An 18068-nucleotide genomic window follows, 5' to 3' on the forward strand; every position below is an offset into this window, starting at 1 on the left:
CTTCGTGCCGAATACGGAGCACCCGGGAGCACCCCATGGCCAGCACCATCTCGTTCGGCGTCGAGTCACCCCGAGGACCGCGGACCGTGTCCGTGGCGTATGAGCGCACCGGTTCCGGGGAGCCGTTGCTGCTGCTCCACGGCATCGGTCACCATCGCCAGGCCTGGGACCCCGTCCTGCCGATCCTGGCGGTGGAACGGGACGTCATCGCCATCGACCTGCCCGGTTTCGGCGCCTCACCGCAACTGCCCGACGGAGTTCCGTACGACCTGACGTCCGTGGCGCCGCTGCTCGGGACGTTCTGCGAGGAACTGGGGCTGGACCGCCCCCATGTGGCGGGGAACTCACTCGGCGGACTGCTGGCCCTGGAGCTGGGGCGCGAGAAACTCGCACGCTCGGTCACCGCGCTCTCTCCCGCAGGGTTCTGGAGCGAGCGGGAGCGGGTCTACGCGTTCGCAGCCCTGCGCGCGATGCGGCTGGCCGCGGAGTCGATGCCGGTGCCTCTCATAGAACGGCTGTCCCGCACCGCGGCCGGCCGCACGGTACTGACCAGCACCATCTACGCCCGCCCCGGCCGCCGTTCGCCGCAGGCCGCGGCCTCCGAGACCCTGGCCCTTCGCCGGGCGACCGGCTTCCGTCAGACACTGACCGCCGGACGCGACGTCCTGTTCACCGACGATGTGCCGGGACTACCGGTGACCATCGCCTGGGGCGGCCGCGACCGGTTGCTCCTGCGGCGTCAGGGGATCCGGGCCAAGCACACCGTCCCTGGAGCCCGGCTGGTCCGGCTGCCCGGCTGCGGGCACGTCCCCATGAACGACGATCCGGCTCTCGTGGCCCGGGTGATTCTCGATACCAGCAGATGAGGCGGCCCCCGCCTCCCCGCCCCGCCGCCGCAGGAGCCCCGACCCGATCGCCACACCGAGCCCGACCAGGCAGCTTCCTGCCGCCTGGGCGAGACCGTACGAACCGGTCCCGGCCAGCGGTGCCGTGAGCGCGGCGGAGACCGGAATGAGTCCGGAGAAGAGCGTGGCGCGCTCGGCGCCGATGCGCTGCATGCCCATGTACCAGCAGACGAATCCGACAACGGTGACCACGGCGGCCTGCCAGAGCAGCGCCGCCGTCTCACCGGCGGTCGGCACACGCAGGAACCCGCCGCCGTCGAACAGCACCCCCAGCACGGCCGCCTCCACGGCGGCGATCACACAGACCGTCGCGGACAGCAGTTTCGGACCCAGCGGACGCAGTACCGGTACGGCGATGACGGCGAACCCCACCTCGCCAGCGAGCGCGCCGACGGAACACAGGATGCCCGCCGCGTCGGTCCGTCCCCAGCCCTGAACGGTGAACGCGCCCGCTGCGACGAGCGCGGCGGCGTACAGCACCGCACGTGCGGGCCGGCGCCCCTCCAGCAGCGGCACGAGCACCGCGACCAGGATCGGCGCGCATCCGACGAACACCCCCGGAACCGCGGGCTCCGCAGATCGTTCGGCAGCCAGGACCGCCAGATTGAAGCCGACCATGCCGACAGCCGCGAGCAGGGCGAGACGCACCCACTGCCGACCGCTGAGCGTGCGCAGCGTGGCGCAGGCCGAGGGCTCCCCGGTCCGGCGCAGCAGGGGCAGCAGGAGCAGCGCGGCCAGTGCGTAGCGCAGCGCCTGGCCGCCGGCGTACGGATAGTCGCCGAGGACGCTGTTGGCGGTGAAGGAGGCACCCACGAGGACGCAGGCGAGAGCGGAGAGAAGTGCTCCGCGCAGATAGGTCACGTTCATGGCACCGACGCTAGGCAGCCCGGCGGCCCGGATTAAGGTCCACATCCATGACGTCTTCGGGGACCAATCCAGCAGCCAACAGGGGCCGCGGCGCCCAGGAATCCGTCTCCGCGGCCTGGGAGCTGCTGCTCCCCGCGGCATCGGCTCCGGCCCGGGGACGCGGTCGCGCCCTGCAGTCGGCGCTGCGCGAAGCGGTCCGCGCCGGCCGCCTGGCGGCGGGGACCCGGCTGCCGTCCAGCCGTGAACTCGCCGCCGATCTCGGTGTCTCGCGCGGCCTGGTCACCGAGGCCTACGAGCAGCTGACCGCCGAGAGCTATCTGCGCAGCGGACGCGGCGCGGGAACATGGGTGAGCGGTTCGGCGCGAGCGGCGGCCGGCGGTGCCCGCGATCTCGCCCCGCGCGCCCCGGGCACTTTCGTCGACTTCCGGCCCGGCACCCCGGATCTCTCGCTCTTCCCGCGCAGCGCGTGGGCAGCCGCCCACCGTTCGGTACTCGGCCGGCTGCCGCACAGCGCCCTGGGCTATCCGGATCCGCGCGGCCTGCCCGAGCTGCGCACCGCCCTGGCCGCCCTGCTCACGAGGCGCCGCGGCGTGGTGGCCGACCCCGAGCGCCTGCTGGTCTGTTCAGGGGTGGCACAGGCGACGACGCTGCTCGGTTTCGTACTGCGCGGACGCGGGATGCACACCGTCGGTGTCGAGGATCCGGGGAGCCCCGAGCACGCCTCACTGTTCGCGTCGACGGGTCTCCGTACGGTCCGGCTGCCGCTCGACGCGGAGGGGCTGGCCGTCGAACCGCTGGTGCGCTCGGCGGTCCGCGCCGTTGTGACGACCCCGGCGCACCAGTTCCCCACCGGAATCGCTTACTCGGCCGCCCGTCGCAGCCGGCTCCTGGACTGGGCGCGGGAGACGGACGGGGTGATCATGGAGGACGACTACGACGGCGACTTCCGTTACGACCGCGCGCCCGTCGGCGCCCTGCAGGGCCTCGACCCGGAGCGAGTCGCGTACACCGGCTCGGTGAGCAAGTCCCTGGCGCCAGGTCTGCGGCTGGGCTGGCTGATCGCGCCGGCGTCGATGACGGACGAACTCGTCGACCGCAAGCGGACGATGGATCTCGGCAATCCGGCCGTCGACCAAGCCGTACTGGCCGACTTCGTCGCGGGCGGCGGCTACGACCGTCAGTTGCGGCGCTGCCAGCGCGCCTACCGGGAACGGCGCGACGTCCTGACCCGGGCTCTTGCGGAACACTTCCCCGGCACCGAGGTGAGCGGCATCGCGGCGGGGCTCCACATCATCGCCCGGCTGCCCGAACGGTACGGGCCCGAGGCCGGGTTCATATCCGGTGCAGCCGCTGCGGGGATCGCCCTGCGTCCGCTGAGCGACTGCGGTGCCGCGCGGTCCGCTGACCGTTCGGTGAGCCTGGTGCTCGGCTATGCGCACCTGGCTCCCGCGGACATCGCCCGGGGTGTGCAACGGCTTGCCGAGGCCCGGCAGGGCCCCCGCTGAACCGGAGCCGCCGTGGGTGGGGGCCGGGTATTCACTTCGCGGCCCGGAGCCGATTGTCAGTGGTGGGTTCTACGGTTTTTCCATGACCCGATCCGTGCTGGCACTCGCCTACTCACGTCCGTCCGCTCTGGAGCCCTCGCAGGCAGGCCAGTTGCTGGGCCTGGAGACAGCAGGCGGCCTCACGCCGCGTGGCGCGGAACCCCATCCGCGGTTCTTCGACGGCTTTCTCGCCTCGCCGCAGATCGCGTCGCGCGGACTGCTGGCCGTGGCGGACGTGGCAGCCACGCGCTATTACCAGCCGGCAGCGCGGGCCTCGCTCGACCCGGTGGTGACGGGCAACGGCGACCGGCTGCGGTTTGAGTCGTTCTCCGGATGCTGCGGGGTCTACGCCCGCCTCGATGTGCTCGAGGAGGGCCTGGAAGGTACGCGGACGGGGCACGGCACCACGAATGTGGATGTGAACAATCCTCTGCGGGAAGCACTTTCGCGGATGGCGGGCGATGATCCGCTGCATCTTCGAGTGGGTCCGCAGGAGATGGCGGTCACCACGACGAGCGGCTCCGTCGTGGAGAAGAAGGTGCCGCTGCCGGACCGTTGGCTGCGGGGGTTCGCCGAGGCACAGGTGGCATCCGCCGCCTTCGATCTGCGCGCCGAGCTCCCGGCGGCGGAGGCCGTCCGGTTCCTGCGGTCGCTGCCTCGCTCATCCGGCCACGCCTCGCGCGGCGTCCAGTGGATGGTTCCCGCCGGCCGGACGCTGCGGCCGACCACACGTCCGGTGTCGGGCGCTGTCTGTCTGCCGGGGCCGCAGCGGCTGGTCACACTGCAGCGCGTCCTTCGGCACGCGACCGCGTTGCGGGTGTACGGGCCGGTGGCCGACGGCGCCGCCGGCGCGAGTGCCTGGGAGGTGGTGCTGCCGGGAATGCGGCTCACACTGACACTCTCCCCCGATGTCTCACGCGGCTTCTCCGGTGAGGGCGGGGTGCTCGAGGCGCTCGCCACCGACGAGGCCGCAGCCGACGCCGAGCTCATCTCCGTCCTGCTGGCCTGGGAGCCCCGGATCGAACCCGCGGATCTGGCGGAGCAGTCGGGCCTTGCGGTGGGACGGGTACGGGCCGCGCTCACCCGGCTGGGGACGGCGGGCCGGGTGGGGTACGACCTCGCGGACGCGGCCTACTTCCACCGCGAACTGCCTTACGACGCGGACCGGGCCGAGCGGCACAACCCGCGCCTGGTGGCCGCGCGACAGCTGGCCCGCGAGGGCGCGGTCGTCCTCGACGGCGACCTTGCCGCGGTGAGCTCGGGCGACCGCCGCTACCAGGTCCGTGAGAAGTCCGGCGCGCTGAGCTGTACCTGCCAGTGGTGGGCGGACTACCGGGGCCGGCGCGGCCCGTGCAAACACGCGCTGGCCGTCCGGATGGTCCGCCGGGGCGCAGCGGTCAGCGGAGGCACGCGATGAACGAACTGCTCGCTGCGGTGCGCGAAGGCCGCCTCGACGACGTCCCCGCCCTGCTGGCCCCGCTGGACCGTGCCGAACGCCGGCTGGCACTGGTGGAGCTGAAGGCCCTCCGCAAGGAGGCACGGACCTGGGCTTGGGGAGAGCGCACCAGGGTCCGCAAGGCCGTGCTGGTGGCCGGTGCGGGCTGCCACACCGGGGCAGCGGGCTGTGCGACGTGGATCGGTGCCCGGGAGATGCGCGACTGGGTGCATGCACCGCAGTCGTGGCTGCTGCGCGTTCTTGCCGACCGCGACCCGGTCTGGCTTGCCGATCTCGCCCGGCGACTGGCCGCCCGCGCTGTGGAGTCCGAGGCGGAGTTCCGGTTCGTCCGCGAATTGGCGCGGAGGGCGAACTGCGCGCTGCCCACATCCGACGGCATGGTCCGGGGCTGGGTCGAGCGGGTCAGCAGCGCGCGATGGCAGTCCGGGCCGCGGCAGCCGCTGGCCGGTCTTCTGCGTGCGGAGCCACACCTCGATGTGCTGGCGCCGCACCTCCTGGACATGCCGGAACTCCCTCCGGCGGTGACCTGGGTCGATACCCGGCACGTCGCCGACAACTGGCCGACCGCACTGACCACCCTCGCCGCAGAGGGCCTGCTGGACCGGGACGCCCTCCTGGACAGCTGTGTCACCCGCCTGCTCCGTGGCGGGAGAACGGCCGATCTGCGTTTCTGCCTGCTGGTGCTCCACGGCCTCGAGCCCACCGCACAGGAGGAGAGCGCGCGGATCGCCGACTGGATCGCCATGGCGGCGGACGGCCCTTCGACGGTCGCGGGATACGCGCAGGACGTGCTCACCCGGCTGGACGGGCGGGGCGAGATCTCCCCGCAGCAACTGGCCGACGTCTCCGGACCGGTGCTCTTCCGTACGGAGAAGAAGCTGGTGCGCTCCCAGCTGGTGCTGCTGGGAAAGGTGCTGCGCCGGGACCCGTCGGCGGCCGGGGAGTTGCTGCCCGTGGTCGCCGAGGCCTTCGGGCACCCGGACATCGGCATCCAGGAGCGGGCGTTGAAGCTCGTCGCCCGCCATCTTGCCGCCGCGGGGCCGGATGTACGGGAGGAGCTCGCGGGCATGACGTCCCAGTTGGGTCCCGTGCACCGTTCGGCAGCGCAGGCGGTGTTCGGCGAGCTGCCGGCCGACGGACCGGCCGTCGACGCCCACGAGGAGATCCTGCCCCCGGCGCCCGCCCCTCGCAGGCTCGCACCGGCTTCGACGGACCCACCCGGACTCGTCGAGGAGGTGGTGGCCCTGCTGCGGTCCGGGCCGGGCGAGGTCACCGACTTCGAGCGTGCTCTGGACGGACTCGTCCGATGCGCGCACACCGGCCGGTCCGCTCTGGCCGATGCCCTGCGCCCGGCGATCGCCGGCCAGTGGTGGGCTGCCGAGGCCGGCCGGCAGGACGACATCGACCGGCGGTTCACCAGGAACCCCGCCGGCCTGCACGTCGTCACGGCGTCCCTCCTGGGCCAGGTCTCGCCGCGGACCATTCATGACGGGCAGGCCCGCTGGACTGCGACGGGCACGTGCGTCCACGCGGCCCTCGACGGGGTGATGTATGCACGGCTGTGGGAAGCGGCTGCCGAGATGCGTTCCGGGAGGCTGCCCTTCCTGTTGGCAACCCCCACCTGGCACACCGGCGCCATCGACCCGTTGGAGCTGGTCGAGCGGCTGCGCGGCTACCGAGATCTCGACGTCGCGCCGGGGCCCGCCGACTTCGCTCAGGCCCTGCTCCGGGTCCGGCGCACCGGCGGGCACGAGGCTGCGGCACAGGCCGAACGGCTCGGCACCGCGCAGGGCGACCGGCTGGCGGCCTGGATCCGGGCTGACGAGCCGGTGGCACCGGTGCTCCACCGACACGTGGAATACGAGGCACCCGCCGCCACGGGGTGGATGCCACGGCCGGCGACGGGGGTGCGGCGGATCCTGCTGGACACGAAGGAGCGCCTGGTCATCCAGCGGGAGTTCCCGCGCGCCTTCCGCTGGCTCGGACGCCCGCACACCCCTGGGCAGCAGCAGTGCCACCACTGGGGCGCCGGTTCCGCGCAGTGGATCGCCACCCTGCCCGAGGACGGCGAGACGCTCGCGGCCTGGCTGCTGCCCTCCCTCGCTTCGTGTGTCGAGGACCAGCGCGCCGGGTCATGGTCCCTGCCCGCGCTCGTCGAGACCGGCGGGCCTGCCGGCCGGGCCATTCATCTCTCGCTGGCGTACGGGCTCGGGGCCCGATATCCGCAGGACCGGCTGTCTGCGGTGGACGCTCAACTGGTCCTGGCCGCCCAGGGCCGGCTCGATGCCGAGCTCCTGGCCGGCGAGCTGGGCGTACTCATCGACCGGGACCTCGTGAAGCCCAGCCGGCTGGCCGACTCCGCCCGTACCGCCGCCGCCACCGGCGCGTACCGGACCGTGCTGTCCGTGCTGGCCCCGCTGCTGCCATCGCTGCTGGCCCGTGAAAAGGCACCTCGGGGGCTGAGTGATCTGCTCGCCGTGGCTGCGGAATGCACGGAGCGCTGCGGTCCGCCGAAGACCGGTCCGATAGCAGGCCTCGCCGCGACCGCCGCGCGCGGAGGGGCGACGGAGCTGGTGCGGCAGGCCGCACGGCTGGAAGCCGCCATCGGACAGACGGAGAGGTGAAGGGACCGGGCGCCGCTCACCCCGGGTGGAGAACCTGGTTCCGCTCACCAGGGGTGGAGAGCCCGGTTCCGCTCACTCAAAAATGCCTTGCCAACTGGCCAAAAATGGACGATAGAGGCGTAGATCCACACTTAACCCATCGGTCACAAGGCGTTCGTGATCAGGCAACACCGCTCGGTCACAGTGGATCCATGACTGATGTGACATCCGCGAAGAGTGCCCGCCGCCCGCACCACTGGCGGCGGGACCTGATCGAACTTGCCGCCCTGTTCACCGCGGTCGCGGTCGCCGACGCGATCGCCAACCTGATCGGACACCAGCCGGACGGACCGTACCTGCTCGTCGCCTCGGCGGTGGCGCTGGCCGCGACCGCCGCGTTCCACACCTGGTGGGCGCGGCGCCACAGCCACGCACCTCCGCCGGAATCGGACGGACTGCCCGGCGTGGACGGCTCCGTCGACGCCCCGGCTTCGACGGAGGGTGCGCCGGCTTCGGCAGAGGGTGCATCGGCTTCGGCAGAGGGCGCACCGGCGTCGGGTGCACCGGCCGGCGAGACGGTGCTGTGGCGGATGCGTACCACCGTGCGGGACGCTCCCGGCAGTCTGGCAGCCCTCTGCATCGTGCTGGCCCAACACCGGATCGACATCCTCACGCTCCAGACGCACCCGCTGGCGGACGGCACCGTCGACGAGTTCCTCCTGCGGGCCCCCGTCACACTGCCGGCCCGGCAGCTGACCCGGGCGGTCTCCGCAGCGGGCGGCAGCTCCACCTGGATCGAGCGGGCCGACGCCCACGATCTGGTCGACGCCCCGACCCGGGTGCTCGGACTCGCCACCCGGACCGCACTGGACGCTGCGGAACTCCCCCTCGCACTGCGGCAGTTGCTCGGGCGGTGCACGATCCACTCTCTGCCCGCCGTCTCGATCACCGGACGCGCCACCGGGGAGACCGCGCCCGTCGAAGGGGTGCTCGAGGAGACGGTGATGCGGCTGCGCGACCCGTCGGGCGGCGTCATCACCGTGGAACGTCCCTATCTCCCGTTCACGCCCACCGAGTTCGCCAGGGCGCGTGCCCTGGTCGAGCTCGACGCCCGGCTCGGGCCCCGCGTCCCGCGCAGTGCGCACGTGCTCACTCTGCCCGAGGGCAACGAGATCACCGTGCGCCGGGCGGACCGCGACGACCTCGTCGCAGCCCGCGCCATGCACGACCGCTGCTCGGAACAGACCCTGCGGCTGCGCTACCACGGCCCCGTCCGCGACGCCGACCGCTACCTCGACCACCTGCTGAGCCCGCGCTTCGGCCGCACCCTGGCCGTTCAGACTGCCTCGGGACGGCTGGTCGCCCTCGGACATCTGCTCTGGGACGGCGACGAGACGGAGGTCGCCCTGCTCGTCGAGGACGACTGGCAGCGCCGCGGAATCGGCTCCGAGCTCCTGGCCCGCCTGGTGGCGCTCGCCGTCGAGGCCGGCTGCGAGAGCGTCTACGCCGTCACCCAGGCTTCCAACACCGGCATGGTGGCCGCCATGCGCGCGCTCTCGCTGCCGCTCGACTACCAGATCGAGGAAGGCACGCTGGTGATCACCGCCCGGCTGGACGTGGCGCAGGTTCGGTCCCTGCCCCCGTACGAGCAGGCGGGGCGCTGACCGCACGCCGCCGTACGGGCTCCTCGCTGCTCAGCGCCTGACACAGGTCGGCCCAGAGGTCCTCGACGTCCTCCAGCCCGACCGACATGCGCAGCAGCCGGTCACCGACGCCCGAAGCCTGCCGGTCTCCCTCATCCACAATGCGGTGGCTGATGGAGGCCGGGTGCTGGATCAGTGAGTCGACACTGCCGAGACTGACCGCGGGTGTGATGAGCCGTACTGCGGCGATCACCCGGTGCGGGTCCCCGTAGACCTCGAACGAGACCATCGCGCCGCCCAGTTCCGGGTAGTGGACGCGGGCGATCCGGGGGTCGGCGGAGAGCCGGCGGGCGAGTTCCGCGGCGCTAGCGGACGCGGCCCGGACGCGCACCGGAAGCGTGGCAAGGCCCCGCAGCAGCAGATACCCGGCCATCGGGTGCAGGACACCGCCGGTGGCGAAGCGCACCTGGCGCAGCCGGGCGGCGAACTCCTCGTCGCAGGCGACGACTCCGCCCATCACGTCCCCGTGACCGCCGAGGTACTTCGTCGCGCTGTGCAGCACGATCCGTGCCCCGTGTTCGACGGGACGCTGGAGTACCGGCGTGGCGAAGGTGTTGTCGACCAGCAACGGCACCGAGCCGCAGGAGTGCGCGACCGCCCTGATGTCCACCTCGGCGAGGGTCGGGTTGGCGGGCGTCTCGACGATCACCAGGCCGGTGTCGGGGCGGATCGCCTCGGCGATGCCCGCCGGATCCGTCCAGGTCACCTCGGTGCCGAGCAGCCCGGCGCCCAGCAGGTGGTCGCTGCAGCCGTAGAGCGGGCGCACGGCCACCACATGGCGCAGCCCCATGCTCGCGCGGACCAGCAGGACCGCGGTCAACGCCGCCATTCCGCTGGCGAACGCCACGGCGCTCGCGGTCCCTTCGAGCCGGGCCAGGGCCGTTTCGAAGCGGGCGGTGGTCGGGTTGTCGAGCCGTGCGTAGACGGGCGGCCCGTCGAGGCGGGCGCCGGTGGCGGCAAAGGTGTCGATCCGTTCCGCCTCGGCCCGCGAATCGTACGAGGGGTAGGTGGTGGACAGATCGATCGGCGGGGCGTGCAGGCCGAGAGCAGCGAGGTCGTCGCGTCCGGCGTGCACGGCTTCTGTGGCCAGCGCCCGGGACGGGGGTGTCGTCGAGGGCGCCATCGGGGATTCGGTGTCCATGTTCACACTCTGAACAGCCACCGGGCCGGGCGTTCAAAAGCCCGTGCTACGTTCGGCAGATGACCGATTCTGTCGCTCTGGACACGGTGGATCTGCACATTCTGCGGCTGTTGCAGAACGACGCCCGGACCACGTACCGGGAGCTCGCGGCCGAGGTCGGCGTCGCTCCGTCGACCTGCCTGGACCGTGTGACCAGGCTGCGCCGCACCGGCGTCGTGCTCGGCCATCAGCTGCGCCTGGACCCCGCCAAGCTGGGCCGCGGCCTCGAGGCGCTGCTCTCCGTGCAGGTGCGGCCGCACCGCCGGGAGCTCATCGGCCCGTTCGTCGAGCGGATCAGGTCGCTGCCGGAGTCCCGCGCCCTGTTCCATCTGACCGGTCCCGACGACTATCTGGTCCACGTCGCCGTGGCCGATACCGCCGATCTGCAGCGGCTGGTGCTGGACGAGTTCACCTCACGGCGCGAAGTGGCCCGGGTGGAGACGCGGTTGATATTCCAGCAGTGGGAGTGCGGCCCGCTGCTGCCGCCGTCCGCCCGCACGGAGGGACAGCAGGTCCCGGGCCGGGCCCAGGGGGCCTGTTGATGGTGACGCGGAGGCCCTCCGCGTACGAGGATGTCCACATGTCAGACTCTTCCAGCAGCGCGCTGCCCCGACAGGTCGCCGACGCCTACGTCGACGCCTTCATCGACCTCGACCCGATCTCCGGCACCTACCTGGGTGTCGCGGAAAGCTCGCGCCGCCTTCCCGACTTCTCCCCCGCGGGGCAGGATGCCCTGGCCGGCCTGGCCCGCGCCACTCTGGCCCGGCTCGACCTCGCGGAGCGGCTGCCCGGCGCGGCCGATGACGCGGAGCGCCGTTGCGGTCGTCTCCTGCGTGAGCGGCTGACGGCCGAACTCGCGGTCCATGAAGCCGATGAGGCGCTGCGTGCCGTATCCAACCTGCATTCCCCCGCCCATATGGTCCGTGAAGTGTTCACGGTGACGCCCACGGAGACGGACGAGGACTGGGCGGCGGTCGTCGAGCGGCTGCAGGCCGTTCCGGCCGCGCTGGCCGGCTACCGCGAGTCCCTCGCCCTCGGACTGGAGCGCAAGCTGTACGGCAGTCCGCGCGCCACCGCCACGTTCATCGGTCAGCTCGACGAGTGGATCGGGGACGGTGCGCCGGGGTTCTTCCAGGAGTTCGCCGCCGCCGGTCCGGATGCTCTGCGCTCGGGCCTGGACGCCGCGGCCGCGCAGGCCACCGGGGCGCTGGAGGAACTGCGCCAGTGGATGCGCGAGGTGTACGCCCCGGCGATCGAGGGCGCGCCGGACACCGTGGGCCGTGAACGGTACGCCCGCTGGTCGCGCTTCTTCAACGGCACCGACCTGGACCTCGACGAGGCATACGCGTACGGCTGGTCGGAGTACCACCGGCTGCTCGCCGAGATGCGGACCGAGGCCGAGAAGGTGCTGCCCGGCGCCGGCCCCTGGGAGGCGCTGGCCCATCTCGATGTGCACGGCAAGCACATCGAGGGGGTCGACGAGGTCCAGGCATGGCTGCAGGGGCTGATGGACGAGGCGATCGAGGCCCTCGACGGCACGCACTTCGAACTGGCGGAGCGGGTCCGCCGGGTGGAGTCCCGGATCGCCCCTCCCGGCGGCGCGGCGGCTCCGTACTACACGGGCCCGTCCGAGGACTTCTCCCGCCCCGGCCGTACCTGGCTGCCGACCATGGGCGAGACCCGGTTCCCGGTGTACGACCTGGTCTCCACCTGGTATCACGAGGGCGTTCCCGGCCACCATCTGCAGCTCGCGCAGTGGGTGCACGTCGCCAAGAGCCTCTCGCGCTACCAGGCGTCCGTCGGCATCGTCAGCGCCAACGCCGAGGGCTGGGCCCTGTACGCGGAGCGCCTGATGGACGAACTGGGGTTCCTGCCCGACGCAGAGCGCCGTCTGGGCTACCTGGACGCGCAGATGATGCGCGCCTGCCGGGTGATCGTGGACATCGGCATGCACGTGGAGCTGGAGATCCCCGCAGATTCGCCGTTCCACCCCGGTGAGCGGTGGACGCCCGAGCTGGCCCAGGAGTTCTTCGGCAACCACAGCGGCCGGCCCGCCGACTTCGTGGAGAGCGAGCTGACCCGCTACCTCTCGATGCCGGGCCAGGCCATCGGCTACAAGCTGGGCGAGCGTGCCTGGCTGCTCGGCCGGGAGAACGCCCGCGCGGCGCACGGCGATGCCTTCGATCTGAAGGCCTGGCACATGGCTGCCCTGTCCCAGGGGCCGCTGGGTCTGGACGACCTGGTCGACGAGCTGTCGAAGCTCTGACGCGGATGGTGGCCGGTTCCGGGTTCCTGTGTCCGGGACCGGCCACCCGCCGTGAGCGGCCGCATTCGTCCACGTAGGGCCACCGCTCCGGCAAGCTCCTGTCAGCAGCCGCAGTCGTCCGTGCCGGCCGGTGCGGTGAGCGGGTCTGCCGAGCGCCGCTCGCGTCCCTGCCAGGTCTCGGACTCGAAGCCCTCGCGCGCCCAGTACTCGAAGCCGCCGAGCATCTCCTTCACCTGGTAGCCGAGTCCTGCCAGCGCGAGCGCCGCGCGGGTGGCGCCATTGCAGCCGGGGCCCCAGCAGTAGGTGACCACGGGCACGGCCGGGTCGAGCAGTCTCGGTGCCTGCTCGGCGATGAGTGCGGTCGGCAGGTGAACCGCCCCGGGGATGTGTCCCTGGTCCCAGGACGCGGTGGAGCGCGAGTCGAGGAGTACGAAGCCGGGGTCACCGCCGGCCGCCAGCGCCTCGGCGACGTCGGAGACATCGGCGTGGAAGGCGAGCGAAGCGCCGAAGTAGGCGGCGGCGACGGCCGGGGCTGCGGGCGGGACGCGGAGTACGGGGTTACCGGCGATGGTGGCGGGCTGCGAAGTCATGCCCAGAAATCTACGTCCGGCGATCCGGCTCCGGAAGGCGACTTCCCCGGCACCCCTCTTGATCCGCCGGGGATTTCCCTGTTTCCTCATCGCATGACCGACTATTCCCCGGACGCCACCGACTGGCGCATTCTCGACGTCCTGCAGCGCGAGGGCCGTGCGACATTCGCCGAGCTGGCACGGGCCGTGGCGATGTCGTCGAGTGCGGTGACGGAACGCGTGCGCAGGCTGGAGGAGGCCGGAATCATCAGCGGGTACGCGGCGGTGGTCGACCCGGAGCGGCTCGGCCTGCCGATCCTCGCCTTCGTACGGCTGCGGTATCCGAACGGCAACTACAAGCCGTTCCACGACCTCCTCGACAGCACACCGGAGATCGTGGAGGCCCATCACGTCACCGGCGACGACTGTTTCGTGCTGAAGGTGACGGCCCGTTCCATGAGTCATCTCGAGGCCGTGTCCGGGAAGATCGGCGCCCTCGGTTCCGTCACCACCAGCGTCGTCTACTCCTCGCCGCTGCCGCGCCGGGCCGTCAGTCGCTGAACCCGTCCGCCGCCCGGAGCCGTACGGCCGATCCGTGCCGTTCCTTGACCACTTCCAGCTGGGCCGGAATGCGGCGGCGCAGATCGGCGACATGGCTGACGATTCCGACGCTGCGGTCCCGCTCGCGCAGCGAGTCGAGTACGTCGAGCACCTCGTCGAGGGTCTGTTCGTCGAGGCTGCCGAAGCCCTCGTCGATGAAGAGGGTGTCCAGCCGTACGCCGCCCGCCTCGTCGGTGACCACGTCGGCGAGGCCGAGAGCCAGGGCGAGCGAGGCGAAGAACGTCTCACCGCCGGACAGCGTGGCCGTGTCGCGTTCACGGCCGGTCCAGGCATCGATGACATGCAGACCGAGACCGGCCCTGCGGCCTCCTGTACGGGCGTCGGAGTGCACCAGCTGGTAGCGGCCGGACGACATCCGCTGCAGCCGGGCGGTGGCGGCCGCCGCCACCTGTTCGAGCCTGGCCGCGAGTACGTAGGACTCCAGCCGCATCTTGCGTTCGTTGTCCGCCGAGGTGCCCGCGGTGAGCCCGGCGAGCCGTGCGACCCGCTCGTACTCCGCGCGCACCGGTCCCAGGCCGCGCACCTCGTCCGCCGCCCGGCGCGACAGTCTGCTGAGCTCGGTGCAGCGTTCCCGGGCCGCGGCGAGGGCGGCCGCGGCCTCTCTCATCAGCCGCTCGGCCGCGTCGTACACCGTCTGTGCCGCGTCCGGGGAGGCCGCGGGACGCTCGGCGGCGGCGCGGGCGCCGGTCTCGGCGAGCCGGTCGGCGACGGCGGCCGCCTCGGCCTGCCAGGCGTCGATCCGGTGCTGGAGCGCACGCTGTCCGGCGTCGTCGAGCAGGGTGTCCGCCGCAGCCTGCGGGGTGTCGAAACCGGCCCGGAACGCGGCGTCCGCGAGCCGGTCGTCGGCCTCCTTGAGCCGCGCTGCGGCGCTCTCCTCCTCACGCACCGTCCCGGCGGCCTCGACGAGCAGGGTGACGCGGTTGTTCAGGAGCGTGGCGTGCTCGCCGACGCTGCCCGATCCGCCGCGTGCCCGGTCCAGCACCTCCTCCAGGGCGGCCTGTTCACGGTCGAGCCCCTCGCGACGGGAGGTACGGGCGGCGGTCCTGCGTTCGGCCTGCTCCCGGTCACCGGCCCGCTGTTCCTGTTCGCGTTCGGCGGCTGCCAGGGCCTCGCGCGCCGCGTGCATCCCGGCCGCGGTCCGGTACGCCTCGGCGTGTTCCCGGGCCAGCGAGTCCACGAGCGCGGCGAGTGCGCCGGCCGTCGGACCCGCACCGTCCCCGTCCGCCGCGGTCCCCTCGCCGACCGCTTCCACGGCCTCGGCGCGGGCCGCCGCATACCGCTCGCGTACGGCACCGAGCGCGTGCTCGGCCTCGGTCCGCGCCTGCTCGGCCCGCCGGTGGCGGGCCTCGGCCGCCTCCTCGGCGGCCTGGTCGACGTGTCCGTCCCCGGCCCGGGCCGGCGCGGGGTGCTCCGCCGATCCGCAGACCGTACAGGGTTCGCCGTCGGCGAGTTCCCGGGCGAGTTCCGCCGCGATGCCGTGCAGCCGGCGTTCGCGTAGGTCGAGCCAGTGCTCGCGGGTACCCAGTGCGTACTCGCGGGCCTCGCCCAGCCGGCCCTCTGCCTGCGCTGCCTCCTGCTCCAGCGCGTCGCGGCGACGGGCCGCGTCCAGGCGCCGTCGTGCCGGCTCCAGCCGCCCGGCCAGCAGTTCGGCGCGGGTCGCCGCCTCCTGCGCCTCCTCGATGCGGGCGTGCAGGCCGTGCCGGGTGGCCTCCCAGCCGGCGAGCCAGCCGACGCTGTCTCGGATCAGGTCGTCGTCCGCCCCGGCCTGCCGCTCCAGCGCCGTGCGTTCGCTGTCGATCTCGGCGCTGCGCCGTTCGGCGCGCCGCGCGGCTTCGAGGCCGCCGAGCTCCTCGCGGAGCCTGCGCTCGAGCGCCGCCAGCTGTTCCGCGCCCGCTTCGGCCAGGCCGGCGGGAAGCCGGCCCCGGGAGCGGTCACGGGCCGCCCTCGCCCGGTGATACGCGCGCTCGGCCTCCTGGCGCAGCTCCAGTGCCGGGGCGACAAGATCCGCCTTGCGGGCCCGCTTCAGCTGCTCCTGGGCGTCGTCGTGTCCGGGACGGCCCGCTTCGAGTGCGGCCGCGCGGCGTCGTGTCTCCGTGTAGCGCTGCTGGAGGCCGGCCAGTTCGCGTGCGGCGTCCAGGGACCGGCGGGCGGCCGCCTGCCTGCTCTCGGCCGTGGCCAGCACCGAGGCGGCGATGTCGAGGCGCTCCCGGGCGCTGCTGCGGGCCGCCGCGGCCCATCCCAGTACCGCTTCGGCAAGGCCCGGTTCACCGGGCTGGGCCTCGGGCAGCGGGCACTCGCGCGCGGCGGGGCCGGCCGCCTGGGCGATCCGCTGGGCGAGGGCGAGGATCTGTTCGTCCCCGGCCCTCACCTGGGTCTCGGCGCTCCGGCGCAGATCGGCGAGGCGCTCCTCGACGGCCGCGAAGCGCCGGGTGTCGAAGAGCCGGCCGAGGAGTCTGCCGCGCGCCTCTGCGTCGGCGCGCAGGAAGCGGGCGAAATCGCCCTGCGGCAGGAGTACGACCTGACAGAACTGGTCCCGGCTCATTCCGATGAGCTGGGTGATCTCCTCCCCGATCTCCTGGTGCGAGCGGCTCAGCGCCTGCCAGCCCTGTTCGGGGTCGTACGCGCGCAGCCAGCTCTGCGCCTTCTCCGTGGTGTGCCCGCCGCCCCTCTTCTTGGGGCGGGGCTGCGCCGGACGCCGGGTGATCTCCAGACGGCGTCCGCCGACGGTGAGTTCGAGGCGGACCTCGGTCGGCAGGTCCGCCGGGGCGTGGTCGCTGCGCAGCGAGGTGCCTGGGCCCTGACGGGCACCGGGCACGGCGCCGTACAGGCCGTAGCAGACGGCGTCGAGGACCGAGGTCTTCCCTGCGCCGGTCGGCCCGTGGAGCAGGAAGAGCCCGGCGGCGGAGAGCGCGTCGAAGTCGATCTCGTGGGTGGTGCCGAACGGGCCGAACGCCGTGATGGCGAGCGTGTGGAGCCTCACCCGTTCACCTCGCGCACTGCGTCGTCGACGCGCACGTGGTCGAAGGCGCTGCGCAGCACCGTCCGCTCGTGTTCGTCGGTTCCGTGTCCGCCGCGGACATGGGCCACGAAATCCTCCGCGATGCTCTGGTCGTCGCGTCCCCGCAGACGCCGGGCGTACGAGGTGTCCGGGTCGTCGGGTGCCCGCTCCGGGTCGAAGACGAGGCTGAGTGTGTGCGGGAACCGCTCGATGAGGCGGGCCATCGGGTCGGCCGGGCGGACCGGATCGGTGAGGGTGGCCTCCACCCAGGAGTGCTCGTGCCGGTCCAGGGCGGGGTCGTCGAGGAGGGTGTCGAGGCGGCCGCGGAGCCTGGCGAGGCTGCGGGGCACCGGGCAGTCGACCCGCTCGGCGGCGATCGCGCCCGAGGCGTCGAGGTCGATCAGCCACATGGTCTTGCGGTGAGCGGCCTCGGAGAAGGAGTACGCGAGCGGGGACCCGGAGTACCGGACGCGTTCGGCGACGGTCTGGCAGCCGTGCAGGTGCCCCAGGGCGACGTAGTCGACGCCGTCGAAGACCCCGGCGGGGACTGCGGCGACGCCGCCGACGGTGATGTCGCGTTCGCTGTCGCTCGGCTCGCCGCCCGCGACGAAGGCGTGGGCGAGGACCACGGACCGGGTGGTGTCCGGCCGCCCGGCGAGGTCGGCGCGGACCCGGTCCATGGCCGCGCTCAGCACGGCCTCGTGCCCGGCGCGTTCCGCCTTGAAGACGTCCCTGACCAGGGCGGGTTCCAGGTACGGGAGGCCGTAGAACGCCACATCGCCGTGTGCGTCGGCGAGCACGACGGGGGTGGCGCAGTGGGCGGGGTCGGTTCTCAGGTGGATGCCGGCCCGTCCGATGAGCCCCGCGCCGACGCCGAGCCTGCGCGCCGAGTCGTGGTTGCCGGAGATCATCACGGTGGGTACGCCGGCGGCGGCCAGCCGGTGCAGTGCGTCGTCGAAGAGCTGGACGGCCGAAAGGGGCGGCACCGCTCTGTCGTACACATCACCTGCCACCAGCACGACGTCGACCTCGCGTTCGTGCACCGTCGCCACGAGCCGGTCGAGATACGCGGCCTGCGCCTCGAGCAGCGGGACCCGGTGGAACGACCGCCCCAGGTGCCAGTCCGATGTGTGCAAAATCCTCAAGAGCCGGCTCCGACCTGCATGTTTCGCTTCCTCCGCCCCCGGGTCCGCACCGGCTGTGCACCGCTGCGCCTCCGGACCCTGCTGCCGGCACCCACCCCGTTCACGGCGCCTCGTACCCGTTCCCTCCCGCACCACAGTCTCCCATCACCGCGGAACGGCAGGTGAGCCGATCGGCAGTGCGGACCGGCCGGATCACGCCCGGCCCCGGATA

12 protein-coding genes and 1 pseudogene are annotated in these 18068 nt (G+C 72.7%); 8 read left to right on the forward strand and 5 right to left on the reverse strand.

Translation table 11 applies throughout. From position 1 onward, the window contains the following. Window positions 1-35 precede the first annotated feature (35 nt). Window positions 36-866 carry an alpha/beta fold hydrolase gene (locus OG782_RS04500; RefSeq protein WP_406448090.1) on the forward strand — a complete coding sequence of 277 codons (831 nt, stop codon included), beginning with the start codon at window positions 36-38 and terminating at the stop codon, window positions 864-866. 57 nt (window positions 867-923) lie between these two features. On the opposite strand, the pseudogene OG782_RS04505 reads toward OG782_RS04500, so the two are convergent. Continuing rightward, a pseudogene (locus tag OG782_RS04505) lies at window positions 924-1913 on the reverse strand (DMT family transporter); the annotation flags it as partial. Here OG782_RS04505 and OG782_RS04510 point away from each other — a divergent pair. The 4 genes from OG782_RS04510 to OG782_RS04525 all read left to right on the forward strand — a co-directional run bounded on the left by OG782_RS04510 (window position 1820) and on the right by OG782_RS04525 (window position 9039). After that, window positions 1820-3277 (forward strand): PLP-dependent aminotransferase family protein, encoded by a 1458-nt coding sequence (locus tag OG782_RS04510; protein WP_406448091.1) that lies wholly within the window; start codon window positions 1820-1822, stop codon window positions 3275-3277. The pseudogene OG782_RS04505 and the gene OG782_RS04510 overlap by 94 nt on opposite strands. Window positions 3278-3359: 82 nt before the next feature. Further along, entirely contained in the window at window positions 3360-4733 is a 1374-nt protein-coding gene (locus tag OG782_RS04515) for an SWIM zinc finger family protein (protein ID WP_406448092.1), read from the forward strand. After that, window positions 4730-7396 (forward strand): DUF6493 family protein, encoded by a 2667-nt coding sequence (locus OG782_RS04520; protein ID WP_406448093.1) that lies wholly within the window; start codon window positions 4730-4732, stop codon window positions 7394-7396. The genes OG782_RS04515 and OG782_RS04520 overlap by 4 nt, the downstream gene beginning before the upstream one ends. A 191-nt stretch (window positions 7397-7587) precedes the next feature. Continuing rightward, window positions 7588-9039, forward strand: coding sequence for a GNAT family N-acetyltransferase (locus OG782_RS04525; protein ID WP_406448094.1), 1452 nt, complete (start codon window positions 7588-7590; stop codon window positions 9037-9039). Here the strand turns inward: OG782_RS04525 and OG782_RS04530 are convergent. Next, on the reverse strand, window positions 8975-10219 hold the full coding sequence (locus OG782_RS04530) for a trans-sulfuration enzyme family protein (protein WP_406448095.1): 1245 nt from the start codon (window positions 10217-10219) through the stop codon (window positions 8975-8977). The genes OG782_RS04525 and OG782_RS04530 overlap by 65 nt on opposite strands. A 59-nt stretch (window positions 10220-10278) precedes the next feature. Between OG782_RS04530 and OG782_RS04535 the strand changes: the two genes are divergently transcribed. Together OG782_RS04535 and OG782_RS04540 are read left to right on the forward strand one after the other, a co-directional pair. After that, complete coding sequence (locus OG782_RS04535; RefSeq protein ID WP_406448096.1) at window positions 10279-10800, forward strand: Lrp/AsnC family transcriptional regulator; 522 nt, start codon at window positions 10279-10281, stop codon at window positions 10798-10800. Between the two features lie 38 nt (window positions 10801-10838). Next, window positions 10839-12524, forward strand: coding sequence for a DUF885 domain-containing protein (locus OG782_RS04540; protein WP_406448097.1), 1686 nt, complete (start codon window positions 10839-10841; stop codon window positions 12522-12524). Window positions 12525-12625: 101 nt separating this feature from the next. On the opposite strand, the gene OG782_RS04545 is transcribed toward OG782_RS04540, so the two are convergent. Then, complete coding sequence (locus tag OG782_RS04545) at window positions 12626-13114, reverse strand: rhodanese-like domain-containing protein (protein WP_406448098.1); 489 nt, start codon at window positions 13112-13114, stop codon at window positions 12626-12628. Between the two features lie 93 nt (window positions 13115-13207). Here OG782_RS04545 and OG782_RS04550 point away from each other — a divergent pair, with 93 nt between their 5' ends. Next, the gene (locus OG782_RS04550; RefSeq protein WP_406448099.1) at window positions 13208-13654 is read left to right on the forward strand and encodes an Lrp/AsnC family transcriptional regulator; all 447 of its coding nucleotides are present in this window, start codon (window positions 13208-13210) and stop codon (window positions 13652-13654) included. Here OG782_RS04550 and OG782_RS04555 read toward each other — a convergent pair. Next, window positions 13644-16694, reverse strand: a complete 3051-nt coding sequence (locus OG782_RS04555) for an AAA family ATPase (RefSeq protein ID WP_406448100.1) — start codon at window positions 16692-16694, stop codon at window positions 13644-13646. The genes OG782_RS04550 and OG782_RS04555 overlap by 11 nt on opposite strands. After that, window positions 16691-17857: an exonuclease SbcCD subunit D gene (locus tag OG782_RS04560; protein WP_406448101.1), complete on the reverse strand. Its 1167-nt coding sequence runs from the start codon at window positions 17855-17857 to the stop codon at window positions 16691-16693. Before OG782_RS04560 ends, OG782_RS04555 begins: the two co-directional genes overlap by 4 nt. Window positions 17858-18068: the final 211 nt, after the last annotated feature.

Source organism: Streptomyces sp. NBC_00876 (assembly GCF_045207435.1).
Lineage (GTDB): Bacteria > Actinomycetota > Actinomycetes > Streptomycetales > Streptomycetaceae > Streptomyces.

Bases quoted from the DNA above. Each gene is read 5' to 3' on its own strand.
- OG782_RS04500 (WP_406448090.1), top strand. From the start codon at position 36: ATGGCCAGCACCATCTCGTTCGGCGTCGAGTCACCCCGAGGACCGCGG.
- OG782_RS04510 (WP_406448091.1), top strand. From the start codon at position 1,820: ATGACGTCTTCGGGGACCAATCCAGCAGCCAACAGGGGCCGCGGCGCC.
- OG782_RS04515 (WP_406448092.1), top strand. From the start codon at position 3,360: ATGACCCGATCCGTGCTGGCACTCGCCTACTCACGTCCGTCCGCTCTG.
- OG782_RS04520 (WP_406448093.1), top strand. From the start codon at position 4,730: ATGAACGAACTGCTCGCTGCGGTGCGCGAAGGCCGCCTCGACGACGTC.
- OG782_RS04525 (WP_406448094.1), top strand. From the start codon at position 7,588: ATGACTGATGTGACATCCGCGAAGAGTGCCCGCCGCCCGCACCACTGG.
- OG782_RS04530 (WP_406448095.1), bottom strand. From the start codon at position 10,219: ATGGACACCGAATCCCCGATGGCGCCCTCGACGACACCCCCGTCCCGG.
- OG782_RS04535 (WP_406448096.1), top strand. From the start codon at position 10,279: ATGACCGATTCTGTCGCTCTGGACACGGTGGATCTGCACATTCTGCGG.
- OG782_RS04540 (WP_406448097.1), top strand. From the start codon at position 10,839: ATGTCAGACTCTTCCAGCAGCGCGCTGCCCCGACAGGTCGCCGACGCC.
- OG782_RS04545 (WP_406448098.1), bottom strand. From the start codon at position 13,114: ATGACTTCGCAGCCCGCCACCATCGCCGGTAACCCCGTACTCCGCGTC.
- OG782_RS04550 (WP_406448099.1), top strand. From the start codon at position 13,208: ATGACCGACTATTCCCCGGACGCCACCGACTGGCGCATTCTCGACGTC.